This is a genomic window from Flagellatimonas centrodinii, assembly GCF_016918765.2.
Taxonomy (GTDB): Bacteria; Pseudomonadota; Gammaproteobacteria; order Nevskiales; family Nevskiaceae; genus Polycyclovorans; species Polycyclovorans centrodinii.
The window spans coordinates 3,164,261-3,179,775 of record NZ_CP092104.1 but is presented as its reverse complement, the minus strand read 5'-3'; the positions used below and the strand labels follow the sequence as shown (position 1 = coordinate 3,179,775).

Below are 15,515 nucleotides of genomic sequence, written 5' to 3'. Positions count from 1 at the left end.
GTCCTGCCAAGCACCTGAACGTGCTAGAATTTGTGATCAAAAATCACAAGCCAGCGACCCCCCGCCCGGAGCGGGGGGTACTTCGATTGGGGCGCCAGAATGAGTGAGTTTGCGAAGGAGGTGCTGTCGGTCAATCTCGAAGACGAGATGCGGCGGTCCTATCTCGACTATGCGATGAGCGTGATCGTCGGCCGGGCCTTGCCCGATGCCCGCGATGGCCTCAAGCCGGTGCACCGCCGCGTGTTGTTCGCGATGAAGGAACTGGGCAACGATTTCAACAAGCCCTACAAGAAATCGGCGCGTGTGGTCGGGGATGTCATCGGTAAATACCATCCCCACGGCGATTCGTCGGTGTACGACGCCATCGTCCGCATGGCGCAGCCATTCTCGATGCGCTACGTGCTGGTGGACGGGCAGGGTAACTTCGGCAGCATCGATGGTGATGCACCGGCGGCCATGCGCTACACCGAAGTGCGCATGTCGAAGCTGGCGCACGAGCTGCTGGCCGACATTGACAAGGACACGGTCGACTTCGTCCCCAACTACGACGGCTCCGAAAACGAGCCGGCCGTGCTGCCGACCCGCATGCCCAACCTGCTGGTCAACGGCAGCGCCGGCATCGCCGTGGGCATGGCCACCAACATCCCGCCGCATAACCTGACCGAAGTCATCGACGGCTGCGTGGCGCTGATCGACAACCCGGATCTGGGCATTCCCGAGCTGATGCAGTACATCCCGGCGCCGGATTTCCCCACCGCCGGCCTGATGCTCGATGCCCATGGCGTGATCGATGCCTATACCACCGGTCGTGGCCGCATCGTGCTGCGGGCGCGGACCCACACCGAGCCGGTCGGCAACGACAAGGTGGCGATCATCGTCACCGAGCTGCCGTATCAGGTGAACAAGGCTCGGCTGCTGGAGAAGATTGCCGAGCTGGTGAAGGAAAAGCGCCTGGAAGGTATTTCCGAACTGCGTGACGAGTCCGACAAGGACGGCACGCGCATGTACATCGAGCTCAAGCGCGGCGAGAACGCCGACGTCATCCTCAACAACCTGTACCAGAACACCCAGCTGCAAACGGTTTTCGGCATCAACATGGTGGCGCTGGACCAGGGGCAGCCGCGGTTGATGTCGTTGAAGGACCTGCTCGGTATTTTCATCCGCCATCGCCGCGAGGTGGTCACCCGCCGCACCCGCTATCTGTTGCGCAAGGCGCGCGACCGCGCCCATGTGCTGGAAGGGTTGACGGTGGCACTGGCCAATATCGATGAGGTTATCGAGCTGATCCGCCGTTCGCCGACCGCCGCCGAAGCCAAGCAGGGGTTGATGGAGCGCCTGTGGCAGCCGGGGCCGCTGATCGCGATGTTGGAGCGTGCCGGTGCCGATGCCTCCCGTCCGGAAGGGCTGACCCGCGACTTCGGCGTGATCACCGGCGCCGACCCCGATCCGGGATACCGGTTGTCGGAAGCGCAGGCGCAGGCAATTCTGGAGCTTCGCCTGCAGCGTCTGACCGGACTGGAGCAGGACAAAATCCATGAGGAATTCCGCACGCTGCTAGAGGCGATTCTCGACTATCTCGACATCATCGGGTCCGAAACCCGCCTGTTGTCGGTGATCCGCGACGAACTGCTGGAAGTGCGCGACAACTTCGGCAACGCCCGTCGCACCGAGATCACCGATGCGGCACTCAACATTGCCCGCGAGGACCTCATCACCCCGCAGGACATGGTGGTGACGCTGTCCCACGAGGGCTATGTGAAAGCGCTGCCGCTGGAGGAATACCAGGCGCAGAAGCGGGGTGGCCGCGGGCGTATGGCCACGGTCAACAAGGGCGAAGACTTCGTCGACCGCCTGTGGGTAGCGCACTCGCATGACACGCTGCTGTGCTTCAGCTCGCGTGGCAAGTGCTACAAGCTGCGGGTGTTCGAGCTGCCGAGCGGGTCTCGCGGATCCCGCGGCAAGCCCTTCAACAACATCCTGCCGCTGGAGCAGGGTGAAAAGATCAATGCGGTGCTGGCCATCAAGTCCTTCGAGGATGGCCGTTACGTCTTCATGGCCACCCGCCGTGGCACGGTCAAGAAGACCCCGCTGGAAGCGTTCCAGAACGTGCGCAGCAACGGCATCATCGCGGTCGACCTGCGGATGGACGACGAGCTGATCGGCGTGGCGTTGACATCGGGTGAAGACCACGTGCTGCTGTTCAGTGACGCCGGGCGGGTGATCCGGTTCAAGGAAGGCGACGTACGCAGCATGGGCCGCGGCGCCACCGGGGTGCGCGGCATGCGCCTGATTCGCGCGAGCAGCGAGATCGAGGAAGGTGCGGCAGACGAGGTGGAGGTCGACGACGACGGTCCGGCGGCGTTGCCGGCGCGGGTCATCGCGATGATCGTCGGCGAGACCGGCTTCGACATTCTCACGGTGTCCAGCCAAGGTTATGGCAAACGGACGCCGATCGAGCAGTTCCCGCTGCGCGGTCGCGGTGGTCAGGGCGTCATTGCCCAGTCGCTCAACGACAAGACCGGCGATCTGGTGGGCGCAGTGGCGGTCAATGATGGGCATCAGATCATGCTGATCACCGAAGCCGGCACCCTGATTCGCACCCGTGCGGTCGAGGTGCGAGTGGCGGGCCGCAATACCCAGGGGGTACGGGTCATGCGTCCGGACCCGGGCGATCAGATTGTCGGCATCGACCGATTCGCCACCGAAGACGATGAAGACGAAAGCGACGACAGCGTTCCGGTGCTGCCGCCGGACGACGGCGATGCCAGTCCGGCCGACGAGGCGGAATAGTTCATGTCGACGGTCAACTACCTGGATCGGGTGCGGGTCGAGACGGACGCTGACGGCGTTGCCACCGTCAGCCTGACCCGCGCCGACAAGCACAACGGGTTTGACCTCGACATGATGGATGCGCTGATCCGCGCCGCCAGGGCCTTGCGGCGTCAACGCGGGTTGCGCGCGGTGATTCTGAGAGGTGATGGCCCCAGCTTCTGTGCGGGGCTGGACTTCAAGGCGGTGCTGTCACAACGGCGCCGCGCATTGCTGGCCTTTACCCAGCTGTGGTGGCCGTTTCGCAATCGCTTTCAGGCCGTCAATCTGCTCTGGCGCGAGCTGCCGGTGCCGGTAGTGGCGGCCATCCGCGGCAACTGCTTCGGGGCCGGCATCCAGCTGGCGGCGGGGGCTGATCTCCGCTTTGCGACCGCGGATGCGCGGTTGTCGATCATGGAGTCGAAATGGGGCCTGATCCCCGACATGGGTGCCACCGTCACGCTACGGCACCTGTTGCGGCGCGACGTGGTGATGGATCTGGTCATGACCGGCCGCGTCGTCGGCGGGCAAGAGGCGTGCGCGCTCGGCCTGGTGACCGCGGTCGCGGATGACCCCGAGGCCGCCGCGCGGGCCTGGATTGATCAGGTGCTGACGCGCTCGCCCGATGCGGTCGCTGCTGGCAAGCGCTTGTTCGACGCGGCGTGGGATGACTCCGCCGCAGCCGGCCTCGGCGCAGAACGGCGTTGGCAGCGCCGGTTGATGGGGGGTGCCAACCAGCGCGCCTCGGTGGCCCGTCACCTGCGGGGGCAGGAACAGCCCTTCGCCCCGACCCGTATTCGCTGAGGCGCGTTCTGCAGGTTGTGCTTTGGACCTTGCGAATTTTATTCCTTGCGGCTAACCTAACAGCACCTGTTAGGAATTGAATGAACTTCAGCGTCCACATTGACGAAGCCACGCTCGGCCGGCTGCAGGCCGCTGTCGAGCGCGAGGGGCTGACCCGCAACCGCATCATCGTGATGGCGGTGCAGGAGTGGCTGGCGCGCAACGAGGCGCGTGACTGGCCAGAATCCCTGCGGGGCCATTTCCGCAATCCGGCACCGGCACTCGACGACGACACGCTCGATGTCCAGGCCTGGCGGCAGGCGCTTGGTGAGGCGCAGGCGGTGCGCTGGTGAGTTACCTGCTGGATGCCGAAACCCTCATCGGCGCCGTCAAGGGGCGCTTGCCGGTGGTGTTGCGGCTCGGTGGGCTGAAGCCTGATGACGTGGCGGTGTCGGTGATCAGTCGGGTGGAAGTCGAGGCGGCGCTGCGCAGTCAGCCGCGCATCAACAGCCGCCACGGCAAGTTGCTCAAGGAGCTGTTGGCGGCGGTGCGGGTAATCGACTTCGATGCCGGCTGTGCACAGCAGGCAGGTACGTTGGGCGCCTATCTGCAGCAGTCAGGTGAGCCGCTGCCGCCGCTGGACCTGCTGGTGGCGGCGACTGCGCTGGCGCATCAGGCAACGCTGGTGACGCCGCGCACCGCGCAGTTTTCGCGGGTGCCGCAGCTGGAACTGGAGCACTGGTGCTAATTCTTAATGTTTTACATTCAAAGTTATTGTCAAGGAACTGATTAATGAGCCGAATCTTCAACTTCTCAGCTGGCCCTGCAACGCTTCCGGAGCCGGTGCTCGCGCAGGTTCGGGACGAACTGCTGGACTTTCATGGCGAGGGCATGGGGGTGATGGAGATGTCTCACCGGGACAAGCCGTTCATGGCGGTGGCGGCCGAGGCCGAGGCCGATCTGCGGGCGCTCATGAACATCCCCGAGAACTACAAGGTGCTGTTCCTGCAGGGGGGGGCGACAGGCCAGTTCTCGTTCATTCCGCAGAATCTGCTGGCCGGCAAGACCCGCGCCGACTATGTGCTGACCGGCGACTGGGGCAAGAAGGCGGCCAAGGCGGCCAAGGCCTTTTGCAGCGTCAACATCGCGGCGACCAGTGAAGAGCAGAAGTTCACCCGTATCCCGGAACGCGCCGGCTGGAAACTGAACCCGGACGCTGCCTACGTGCACATCACCCCGAACGAAACCATTCATGGCGTCGAATTTCTGGAAACGCCGGACGTCGGTGACGTGCCATTGGTGGGCGATTTTTCGTCCACCATCCTGTCGCGGCCGGTCGATGTGTCGAAGTACGGGCTGATCTATGCCGGTGCCCAGAAGAACATCGGGCCGGCGGGTCTGACCATCGTCATCGTCCGCGATGACCTGATCGGCAAAACCACCCCCGAGCTGCCGGCGATCTTCAATTACGCCGAGCAGGCCGCAAACGATTCCATGTTGAACACGCCGCCGACCTTTGCCTGGTACATGGCGGGTCTGGTGTTCAAATACCTGCTCGCCAACGGTGGGCTGGAACGGATGGCCGAGATCAACCAGCGCAAGGCGGCCAAGTTGTACGCCTATATCGACGGCGAAGCGTTCTACAGCAACCCGGTGGATCCCGCCTGCCGGTCGTGGATGAACCTGCCATTCACGCTGGCCGACGCCGCGCTCGATGGGGCGTTTCTGCAGGGGGCCAAGGCGGCGGGCCTGTCCGGATTGAAAGGGCACCGCGCCGTCGGTGGCATGCGCGCGTCGATCTACAACGCGATGCCTGAAGCGGGCGTGGATGCGCTCATCGACTACATGAAGCAGTTTGCGAAGACAAACGGCTAATTTACTGATGGAAAAGAAAAACATGCTGAAAGTACAGACGCTCAACAACATCTCCGTACAAGGTCTCAACCGGCTGCCGCGGGAGCTCTATGAAGTTGCTTCCGACATCGCACAGCCGGACGCCGTGCTGGTGCGCTCGGCCGACATGCACAAGATGGAGATCCCGGCTAGCATCAAGGCCATCGGCCGCGCCGGTGCCGGGACCAACAACATTCCGGTTGCCGCGATGAGCAAGCGCGGCGTGCCGGTCTTCAATGCCCCCGGCGCAAACGCCAATGCCGTCAAGGAATTGGTGCTGGCGGGCATGCTGCTGGCGGCACGCAACATCGGCCCGGCGCTGGATTTCGTGCGCAAGCTGGACGGTGATGACAAGGCGCTGCACGAGGCGGTGGAGGCCGGCAAGAAGAAGTTCGTCGGTTTCGAGCTGCCCGGCCGCAGCTTGGGGGTGATCGGACTCGGTGCCATCGGCGTCAAGTTGGCCAATGCCGCGGTCGAATTGGGCATGGACGTCTGGGGATTCGACCCCGCGATGACCGTCAACAACGCCTGGAAGCTCGATGCCCGGGTGCGTCAGGCGCTGTCGGTTGACGACCTGATGGCGCGCTCGCAGTTCGTGTCGGTTCACGTGCCGTTGATCGATGCCACCCGCGGTCTGATCAACGCCGACCGCCTCAAATTGATGAAGAAGCAGGGCGTGGTGCTCAATTTCGCGCGCGCTGGCATCGTCGATGAAGCCGCGATGATCGAGGCACTCAATTCCGGCACGATGCACGCCTACGTCTGCGACTTTCCCTCAAATGCCTTGAAAGGGCACCCGCGGGTGGTGGCGACGCCGCATCTGGGCGCCTCCACGGGCGAAGCCGAAGACAACTGCGCGGTGATGGTCGCCGATCAGATCCGTGACTTCCTCGAGGCCGGCAATGTACGCAACTCGGTCAACTTCCCCGAGGCGGTGATGCCGCTGTTGCCGGGCAAGACCCGGCTGGCCATCGTCAACGAAAACGTGCCGAACATGGTGGGGCAGATCTCGACGGTGCTGGCGAAGGCGGAACTCAATATCGCTGACCTGTTGAACAAGTCACGTGGCGACCTGGCCTACACTCTGGTGGATCTCGATAGCGGGCTGCCGGAGTCGGCGGTCCAGGCATTGTCGGCGATCAAGGGTGTGCTGACGGTCCGGGTGATCGCCGGCTGAACGCGCGACCAGGAGCATTCCTCGGGGCGCGCCGGTACACTGGCGCGCCTTTTTTCATGCAGCGGATACGATTGCCGGCCACGCCATGATGCCCGAGACCCTCACCGACGCCCGTGCCCGGATCGACACGCTGGACGAACAGATCCAGCAACTGATCAGCCAACGCGCACGCATTGCCCAGCAGGTTGCATTGATCAAGCAGCGCGCGGGGGACAGTGGCGATCACTATCGGCCCGCCCGCGAAGCCGAGGTATTACGCGCTGCGATGGCGCGCAATAGCGGGCCGCTGACTGACGATACCGTGGCCCGGCTGATGCGCGAGGTGATGTCCGCCTGTCTGTCACTGGAGTCGCCCCTGACCGTTGCCTACCTCGGGCCGGAAGGGACTTACACCCAGGCGGCTGTGGCCAAGGCCTTCGGCGACGCCGTCACCGCCCGGCCGCTGGCGGCCATCGACGAAATTTTTCGGGATGTTGAGAGTGGCGCCGCCGACTACGGCGTGGTGCCGGTGGAGAATTCCATCGGCGGCATCGTCAGCCATACGCTGGACGCGCTGGTGCACACCCGTCTCACCATTTGCGGCGAAGTGACCCTGCCGGTGCATCATCACCTGCTGTCGCGGCATGCGCGCATGGATGAGGTGACGGTGGTCTACGCCCACCCGCAGTCGTTCGCCCAGTGCCGCAAGTGGCTGGATGCGCGGATGCCGCGTGCCGAGCGGGAGGCGGTGGCCAGCAACGGCGAGGCCGCACGCATCGTGGCCGAACAGGGGGGTGCGGCCATTGCCGGACTGCCGGCAGCGCGTTTGTACGACCTGTCGATCCTGGCCAGCAATATCGAGGATGATCCCAGCAACACCACCCGCTTCCTGGTGATCGGCAAGCAGTCGCCGACACGCACCGGCGGCGACATCACCAGTCTGGTGGTCTCGGCGCATCGCAATCAGCCGGGTGCATTGTTCCGGCTGTTGCAGCCCTTCGCTGATGTCGGACTGGACCTGACACGGATCGAGTCGCGGCCGATGAAGGGGGCGCCAGTGCAGGATTATTTCTTCTTCATCGATTTCGCCGGTCACCAGCAGGACGAGGTGGTCAGGCAGGCGCTGGATGCGGTGCAGGCCGACGCGGCGTTTTTCAAGATACTGGGGTCTTACCCGAAGGCGGTGGTTTGATGCGCGATCCGCTGACAGTCAATGCCCTGCCGGGCATCCTTGGCCTTGAGGCCTATTCACCCGGCATGCCGATCGAGGAGCTGCAGCGGCGGCTCGGGCTGCATGATGTGGTGAAACTGGCGAGCAATGAGAATCCGCTGGGGCCATCGCCCAGTGTGACGGCTGCCCTGCGTGCCGCACTCGACGGCAATCTCGCGCTGTACCCGGACGGCAGCGGTCACCGCTTGAAGCAGGCGATCGGGCGTTATCACGATATCGACCCGAACTGCATCACCCTGGGTAACGGTTCCAACGATATCCTGGAGTTTCTCGGCCGTATCTATGCCGGGCCCGGTCGCGCGGTCCTGTTCTCGGCCCATGCGTTTGCCGTGTATTCGCTGGTCGCGCAAGCGCAGGATGCCGACGCGGTGGTGGCGCCGGCGCGGCCCGCCGATGATGCCCAGCCCTATGGTCACGATCTCGAAGCGTTCGCTGAAGCCTTGCAGCGGCGTCCGGATGTCAGCCTGGTGTTCATTGCCAACCCCAACAACCCCACCGGCACGTTCCTCACGGCGGAGGCGGTCGAGGCGTTCCTGAACCGTGTGCCGCCGCAGGTGATCGTGGCGTATGACGAGGCCTACTACGACTACATGGACCCGTCCCTGCGCGGCGATTCGCGGGACTGGTTGCGGCGGTTCCCCAACCTCCTGGTCTGTCGGACCTTTTCCAAGGCCTACGGGATTGCCGGTCTGCGTGCCGGCTACGCCTTGTCGAGTCCCGCGGTTGCCGATCTGCTCAACCGCGTCCGGCAGCCGTTCAATCTGAACAGCCTGGCGTTGGTGGCGGCCGAAGCGGCACTGGCCGACCAGGCGCATGTGGCGGCATCGGTGGCGCTGAATAGCCGCGAACGCCAACGCTTGACCGATGCCTGCACAGGGCTGGGTTTGCGGGTTTTGCCGTCGGAAGCGAACTTCATCACCGTCGATTTCGGGCGCGACGCCAAGCCGGTGCACCAGGGCTTGCTGGAACGCGGTGTCATCGTTCGCCCGATGGGCAGTTATGCGATGCCGCACTTCCTTCGCATCAGTGTCGGCACCGAGCGTGAGAATGATCGTTTTCTCGACGCCCTGAGTGCCGTTTTGGCGTGATCCAGCACCTTGCCATTCTCGGGCTCGGCCTGATCGGCGGCTCCTTTGCCAGGGCGCTGCGGGCGAGTGGCGCGGTCGGGACCATCACCGGCTTCGATACCGATCCCCAGCAGACCACGACCGCCCTGCGGCTGGGGGTCATCGACCGCGCGGCGGACAGCGCCTCGGCTGCGGTGGCCGAGGCGCAGGTCGTGGTCATTGCCGTGCCGGTGTTACATACGGCTGATGCACTGCGCGCCTGCCGCGATGCGCTGTTACCGGATGTGGTGGTGACCGATGTCGGCAGCACCAAGGGATCGGTACTGGCCGACATTCGCCGTGATTTTGGCGAGTTGCCGCCATGGTTCGTCCCCGGACATCCGATCGCGGGCACCGAGAAAAGCGGCGTGGCCAATGCTGTCGTCGACCTGTTTCGCAACCGGCGGGTGATCCTGACCCCGCACGCCCATCAGGACCCGGCCGCGTGCGCCACGGTCACGGCGCTGTGGCGCTCGGTTGGCGCCCGCGTGGTGGAGATGGCAGCGGCACGTCACGATGCGATTTTTGCCGCGACCTCCCATTTCCCGCACCTGCTGGCGTTCGCCTTTGTCGACATGCTGGCGCGCCGCGACGATGCCGATGATGTCTTTCCCAATGCGGGCGGTGGATTCCGCGATTTCACCCGGATCGCGTCAAGTTCGCCGGCCATGTGGCACGACATCGTGCGGGCCAATGCCGGGCCGGTCCGTGACTTGCTGGCCCAGCAGATTGAAGAGCTGCAGGGATTGCTGGCGCTGATGGATGCGGGCGACTGGCCGGCCCTGCAGGTGGTGTTCGAGCGTGCGCGCGCTGCGCGCGAGCGGCACCTGTCCCAGATCGAGTAGGCCGTTGTCCGGCCCGGAACGAGGTTTTCATGTCTGAAGCGGTTTCGCTGACGTATCGCGTGGTGCCCGGTGGTGTGTTGAGCGGCAGCCTTCGGGTGCCCGGGGACAAGTCGATTTCCCATCGTGCGGTGATGCTGGCGGCGCTGGCGAACGGCATCAGCGAGGTCTACGGGTTTCTCACGGGCGAAGACTGCCTGTGCACCATGCAGGCCTTTCAGCAGATGGGCGTCAGGATCGACCGCGAGGGCGACACCACGCTGCGGGTGCATGGGGTCGGCCTGCACGGTCTTTCGGCGCCTCCGGCGCCGCTGGATCTGGGCAATTCCGGCACCTCGATGCGGTTGATGAGCGGGCTGTTGGCGGCGCAGCGATTCCCGTCGGTGCTCACCGGCGATGCCTCGCTGTCCCGTCGGCCGATGGGGCGCGTGATCGATCCATTGAGTCGAATGGGGGCCAGGATCGACGCTGAAGCCGGCGGACGTGCGCCGCTAAGGGTTAGCCCAGTGGCCGGTCTCAAGGGTATTCACTACACGTCGCCGGTGGCCAGTGCGCAGGTCAAGTCGAGTCTGCTGCTCGCCGGCCTGTATGCCGAAGGTGAAACTGTGGTCAGTGAGCCGGGGGCTTCACGTGATCACACCGAACGCATGCTGCGGGCCTTCGGGGTTGAAGTCTCCAGCGAGACCGGGAGGGCGGCCCTGCAGGGTGGCCAGACGCTGCAGGCGACCCGCATCGATGTTCCTGCCGATATTTCATCGGCGGCATTTTTCCTGGTCGGGGCCGCGATCAGCCCCGGTTCAGACGTACTGCTGACCGGCGTCGGACTCAATCCGACGCGCGACGGGATTGTCCGGGTGCTGCGGGCGATGGGGGCACGGATCGACATCCTCGACCCCCGTACGGCTGGCGGCGAGCCGGTTGCAGACCTGCGGGTGCGGGGTAGCGTGCTGCGGGGCATCGCCGTTGATCCCGCCCTGGTGGCCGCCACCATCGACGAGTTCCCGGCGCTGTTTGTCGCAGCCGCCTGCGCCCGCGGGGAAACCGTGGTGACCGGCGCCGAGGAGCTGCGGGTCAAGGAGTCCGATCGCATTGCCACCATGTGCACCGGCTTGCGTGCCCTCGGTATTTCGGCGATCCCGCAACCTGATGGCGCCCGCATCCTCGGAGGGCGGCTGCAGGGTGGGGTGGTCGATGCCCATGGCGATCATCGGGTGGCGATGAGCTTTGCGATGGCGGCGCTGCGCGCCGAGCAGCCGATTACCATCCTCGACTGCGCCAACGTCAACACCTCGTTCCCGGGGTTTGCGCGGCTGGCGGCCGACGCCGGCTTGCGGCTGGTCGAGCGTTCGGGTGCCTGAGCTGGTGAGCACGGTGGTACCGGTCATCACTGTCGACGGGCCGTCCGGTGTCGGTAAGGGAACGGTGACCCGTGCGCTGGTTCGACGACTCGGCTGGCACCGGCTCGACAGTGGGGCGCTCTACCGTTTGCTGGCGCTCGCGGCCGTGGCGCGCGGGCTGTCGCTCGATGACGTGGCGGCCGTGGCAGGCCTGGCTGCGGAACTCGACATCCGCTTCGGCGAGCGGGCCGACGGCAGCGAATGCATCCTGCTGGACGGCAACGATGTGACCCGTCAGGTCCGGGAAGAGCGGACCGGGGGGCTGGCATCGCAAATCGCCAGTGCCGGCGTCGTCCGGCAGGCGCTCATGGACCGGCAGCGCGCGTTTCGACAGGCGCCCGGCCTGATTGCGGACGGACGGGACATGGGGACCGTGGTCTTTCCGGATGCGGTCCTCAAGCTGTTTCTTGATGCCAGCCCGCAGGCACGGGCCGAACGCCGTCTGGCGCAGTTGAGCGAGCAGGGTACGCCCGCTATACTCGCCGACCTCTGTGCCGAAATCGAGGCCAGAGATCGCCGGGACCGGGGGCGCGCAGTCGCGCCCCTGAAACCAGCGGAAGACGCGGTGACAATCGATACAACGCAGCTGACGCCGGACCAGGTCATGGACGGCATCGACGTTTTGTTGACTGCTCGCGCAGTGCGGTAGCGGCCTGGCACGACGCCGGGTTTTTTTCCATCAACAGGCCCGTCGACAGGGATCGCGGCGGATGTTCAATTGTTAACCGAGATTTGCATGAGCGAAAGTTTTGCTGAGCTGTTTGAAGCCAGCCTTAAAGCGGGTCAATCGATGCAGGCGGGCACCATCGTCAACGCGTTGGTGCTGGACGTGAAGAACGACGTCGTCATCGTCGATGCCGGACTCAAGTCCGAAGGCGTCATCCCGCTCGAAGAATTCAAGGTTGACGGTGAAGCCACCGTCAAGATCGGCGATACGGTCGAAGTCGCGCTGGAAACCCTCGAAGACGGTTTCGGTGAGACCCGCTTCTCCAAGGAGAAGGCGGAGCGCATCAAGACCTGGGATCGTCTGGCCACTGCCCACGAACAGAAAGACACCGTCGTCGGCATCATCACCGGCAAGGTCAAGGGCGGGTTCACCGTCGATATCGGCACGGTCCGCGCGTTCCTCCCCGGTTCGCTGGTGGATGTCCGTCCGGTGCGCGACACCGCCTATCTCGAGGGCAAGCCGCTCGAGTTCAAGGTCATCAAGCTCGACAAGCTGCGCAACAACGTTGTGGTGTCGCGCCGTGAAGTGCTTGAAGCGGAATACAGCGCCGAGCGTGAGCAGCTGCTGGAAACCCTGCAGGAAGGCGTGGTGCTCAAGGGCATCGTCAAGAACCTGGTCGAGTACGGCGCCTTCGTCGACCTCGGCGGCATCGACGGCCTGCTGCACATCACCGACATGACCTGGAAGCGGGTCAAGGATCCGGCCGAAGTGGTCACCGTCGGCGAAGAGATCGAAGTCAAGGTCCTCAAGTATGATCGCGAGCGCCGCCGTGTCAGCCTTGGCCTGAAGCAGCTGGGCGCTGATCCTTGGGAAGACATCGGTCGTCGTTATCCCGAGAAGACCCGCCTGTTCGGCAAGGTCACCAACATCACCGACTACGGCTCCTTCGTCGAGATCGAACCGGGTGTCGAAGGCTTGGTGCACGTTTCCGAAATGGACTGGACCAACAAGAACGTCAACCCCGCCAAGGTCGTGCAGGTGGGTGATGAAGTTGAAGTGATGATCCTCGACATCGATGGCGAACGCCGCCGGATTTCGCTGGGCATGAAGCAGTGCAAGGTCAACCCCTGGGAAGAGTTCTCACAGAACCACCAGAAGGGCGACAAGGTGCGGGGCGCCATCAAGTCGATCACCGATTTCGGCATCTTCATCGGCCTGCCGGGCGGCATCGACGGGCTGGTGCACCTCTCCGACCTCGACTGGAACGAGCCCGGTGAAGTGGCCGTGCGCCGCTACTCCAAGGGTCAGGAAGTGGAAGCTGTGGTGCTGGCCATCGATGGTTCACGCGAGCGCATCTCTCTCGGGGTCAAGCAGGTCAGCTCCGATCCGCTGTCGGCCTTCATTGCGGACAACGTCAAGGGAGAAATCGTCAGTGGCACGGTGCAGACCGTTGACGCTCGCGGCGCAGTGATTGATCTCGGCGATGGTGTCGAAGGCTACATCAAGGCCAACGACCTCTCTCGCGAGCGCGTCGAAGACGCCACCAAGCTGCTCAAGGAAGGCGATACGCTCGAAGCCCGTTTCATCGGCGTTGACCGTAAGAGCCGCACCGTGGTGTTGTCGGTTCGTGAGAAGGAAATCCAGGAAGAAGCCGAGGTGGTGGCGGAATACAGCCGCAATGCCTCCACTGGCAAGACCAGCCTGGGCGATCTTCTCAAGGATCAACTTGGCAACAACTGAGCCGGTCTGCAGGTGTTTTCGGAAGGCCGCGCATTGCGCGGCCTTTCTTTTTGCGTATTGTTCTGATAAAACAATTAGTTATTGAGACTTTTTGCCGTTCCATCGAACCGGATTCCCGGGGCATGGCGGCCTGCATGACAACGTCCACCTGCTGATGACCAAATCCGAACTCATAGAAATGCTGGCGGCGCGCCAACCGCATCTGATGCAGAAGGACGTCGAGTTGGCCGTCAAGTTGGTATTGGACAAGATCAGCCTTGCGTTGGCCCGCGATGACCGGGTGGAAATCCGGGGTTTCGGCAGTTTTTCGCTGCACCATCGACCTGAGCGAATCGGCCGCAATCCGAAAACCGGGGAGCCGGTCCAGATTCCGCCGAAACGGGTACCGCACTTCAAGCCCGGCAAGGAAATGCGCGAGCGTGTCAACGCCGGCGCCGGTACCAGTCCTGGTCGGGCCGCAACATGAACCGCATTCTGCTGCTGGTGTTGCTCGGTGCCTGCGTGATCCTGGGCGCCGTGCTGGGTTTCTACAACGCCGTGCCGGTCCGGTTTGATTTTCTGCTGGGTCAGGTCGAATGGCCGCTGATCGCCCTGCTGGCCGCCAGTTTTGCGGTTGGTATCCTGATTGCGGCCGCCTTCAGCAGCTGGCGGCTGGTGGCCCTTCGACTATCACTGCGTCGCACCCAGAAGCAATTGCAACAAGCCGAAACCGAGTTGCGCAATCTGCGCAACCTGCCGATCCAGACCGACAGCCGACCCGGCTCCTGACGTGCTGGACGGGTTGACGACATGGCTGTTGCTACCGTTGGGCATGGCGCTGGGTTGGGCGTTATCACGAAAATCGGACGGTGTAGGTGCGCGTCATGACGCCGAGACCGGTGCCGCTGCGACCCCCTTGGCCGGGGTGCCGGACAACCCGGAGCTGCAGCTGACGCTGGGGAGTCTGTTTCGCCGGCGCGGCGAGGTTGAGCGGGCCCTGCAGCTTCATCAGACCTTGCTTCAACGCAGTGATATTGATGTCGACCTGCGCGAGGAGACCCAGTTGGAGCTTGCCGAGGATTTCCAACAGGCAGGCCTGATGGACCAGGCGGAGGCGGTGTGGCGGGAGCTTGCCGCGGGCAATGGACGCAATGCCGCAGCCGCAGTCCAGGAACTCCTGACGGTCGCTGAACAGGGGCGCGAGTGGAACGATGCCGTTCGTCTGGCGAAGCAATTGGAGTCGCTACAGGGCGCCAGTGCCCGGGCGCGGGTGTCCCACTATCACTGTGAGCTCGGCGAGGAAGCGCTGACCGCCGGTGATCTCGATGTGGCGCGTCGCCATGCCCGGCAGGCTGAACGGGATGACCCGAAAGCGGTCCGGCCCCGTTGGCTGCAGGCGCGTGTGGCAGAAGCGGCGGGCGACCTTGCGGAGGCGGTTGACCGCTATCGTGCCGCCCTCGAAATCGATGGGCGGTATATCGACGATTTACTGCCAGGGTTGCTCAAGGCGCTCGAGCGTCATGGAAATGTCAGCCTGGTGCCACAAGTGCTCGGCGACATTGCGGTGAACAACCATGCGCCGGCGCTGCTGGTGGCGCAGGCCGATCAGCAAGCGCGCGCTGGAGGGGACCCGATGCCGATGCTGGCTGCGGGGCTTGTCAGCCACCCATCTCGGGTGGTCCTCAAGGCCTTCCTCGCTACCATGGCGCCGCGACCGGAGGTGATTCAGGCCGGCTTGGGCGAGACCGCAACCGCGTTGCGGACGGCACTGGAGGCGATGGAGAAATCCACGCCGGGTTATGTTTGCGAGCAATGCGGCTTCACGCCGCGCAACCGCTTCTGGCAATGTCCGGCCTGTCGTCACTGGGGCACCATTCACAAGGTGCCTGACCGGTTCGGCGTTTGACTGCGCC

At 64.2% G+C, this 15,515-nt stretch carries 15 protein-coding genes; all 15 read left to right on the top strand.

The window, feature by feature from the left end:
• The first annotated feature begins 99 nt into the window (after positions 1 to 99).
• The 15 genes from gyrA to JN531_RS15235 all read left to right on the top strand — a co-directional run bounded on the left by gyrA (position 100) and on the right by JN531_RS15235 (position 15,508).
• Positions 100 to 2,790, top strand: coding sequence for a DNA gyrase subunit A (gyrA, locus tag JN531_RS15305; protein WP_228349717.1), 2,691 nt, complete (start codon positions 100 to 102; stop codon positions 2,788 to 2,790).
• Positions 2,791 to 2,793: 3 nt separating this feature from the next.
• Complete coding sequence (locus JN531_RS15300; protein WP_228349716.1) at positions 2,794 to 3,612, top strand: crotonase/enoyl-CoA hydratase family protein; 819 nt, start codon at positions 2,794 to 2,796, stop codon at positions 3,610 to 3,612.
• Positions 3,613 to 3,692: 80 nt separating this feature from the next.
• Positions 3,693 to 3,944 carry a ribbon-helix-helix protein, CopG family gene (locus tag JN531_RS15295; protein WP_228349715.1) on the top strand — a complete coding sequence of 84 codons (252 nt, stop codon included), beginning with the start codon at positions 3,693 to 3,695 and terminating at the stop codon, positions 3,942 to 3,944.
• Entirely contained in the window at positions 3,941 to 4,339 is a 399-nt protein-coding gene (locus JN531_RS15290; protein WP_228349714.1) for a PIN domain-containing protein, read from the top strand. Before JN531_RS15295 ends, JN531_RS15290 begins: the two co-directional genes overlap by 4 nt.
• A gap of 44 nt (positions 4,340 to 4,383) precedes the next feature.
• Positions 4,384 to 5,466 carry a 3-phosphoserine/phosphohydroxythreonine transaminase gene (serC, locus tag JN531_RS15285; protein WP_228349713.1) on the top strand — a complete coding sequence of 361 codons (1,083 nt, stop codon included), beginning with the start codon at positions 4,384 to 4,386 and terminating at the stop codon, positions 5,464 to 5,466.
• 22 nt (positions 5,467 to 5,488) lie between these two features.
• Entirely contained in the window at positions 5,489 to 6,661 is a 1,173-nt protein-coding gene (locus JN531_RS15280) for a phosphoglycerate dehydrogenase (RefSeq protein ID WP_228349712.1), read from the top strand.
• Between the two features lie 85 nt (positions 6,662 to 6,746).
• On the top strand, positions 6,747 to 7,832 hold the full coding sequence (gene pheA, locus JN531_RS15275; protein WP_228349711.1) for a prephenate dehydratase: 1,086 nt from the start codon (positions 6,747 to 6,749) through the stop codon (positions 7,830 to 7,832).
• Positions 7,832 to 8,959, top strand: coding sequence for a histidinol-phosphate transaminase (hisC, locus tag JN531_RS15270; RefSeq protein ID WP_228349710.1), 1,128 nt, complete (start codon positions 7,832 to 7,834; stop codon positions 8,957 to 8,959). The genes pheA and hisC overlap by 1 nt, the downstream gene beginning before the upstream one ends.
• Positions 8,956 to 9,822: a prephenate dehydrogenase gene (locus tag JN531_RS15265; RefSeq protein ID WP_228349709.1), complete on the top strand. Its 867-nt coding sequence runs from the start codon at positions 8,956 to 8,958 to the stop codon at positions 9,820 to 9,822. Before hisC ends, JN531_RS15265 begins: the two co-directional genes overlap by 4 nt.
• A 29-nt stretch (positions 9,823 to 9,851) precedes the next feature.
• Complete coding sequence (gene aroA / locus JN531_RS15260) at positions 9,852 to 11,177, top strand: 3-phosphoshikimate 1-carboxyvinyltransferase (protein WP_228349708.1); 1,326 nt, start codon at positions 9,852 to 9,854, stop codon at positions 11,175 to 11,177.
• Positions 11,170 to 11,865 (top strand): (d)CMP kinase, encoded by a 696-nt coding sequence (cmk, locus tag JN531_RS15255; RefSeq protein ID WP_228349707.1) that lies wholly within the window; start codon positions 11,170 to 11,172, stop codon positions 11,863 to 11,865. Before aroA ends, cmk begins: the two co-directional genes overlap by 8 nt.
• Positions 11,866 to 11,952: 87 nt before the next feature.
• Positions 11,953 to 13,623, top strand: a complete 1,671-nt coding sequence (rpsA, locus tag JN531_RS15250; protein WP_228349706.1) for a 30S ribosomal protein S1 — start codon at positions 11,953 to 11,955, stop codon at positions 13,621 to 13,623.
• Positions 13,624 to 13,777: 154 nt separating this feature from the next.
• Positions 13,778 to 14,089 carry an integration host factor subunit beta gene (locus JN531_RS15245; protein ID WP_228349705.1) on the top strand — a complete coding sequence of 104 codons (312 nt, stop codon included), beginning with the start codon at positions 13,778 to 13,780 and terminating at the stop codon, positions 14,087 to 14,089.
• A complete protein-coding gene (locus tag JN531_RS15240) occupies positions 14,086 to 14,391 on the top strand; it encodes a LapA family protein (RefSeq protein ID WP_228349704.1) in 306 nt (101 codons plus the stop codon). Before JN531_RS15245 ends, JN531_RS15240 begins: the two co-directional genes overlap by 4 nt.
• 13 nt (positions 14,392 to 14,404) lie before the next feature.
• A complete protein-coding gene (locus JN531_RS15235; protein WP_228349703.1) occupies positions 14,405 to 15,508 on the top strand; it encodes a tetratricopeptide repeat protein in 1,104 nt (367 codons plus the stop codon).
• Positions 15,509 to 15,515: the final 7 nt, after the last annotated feature.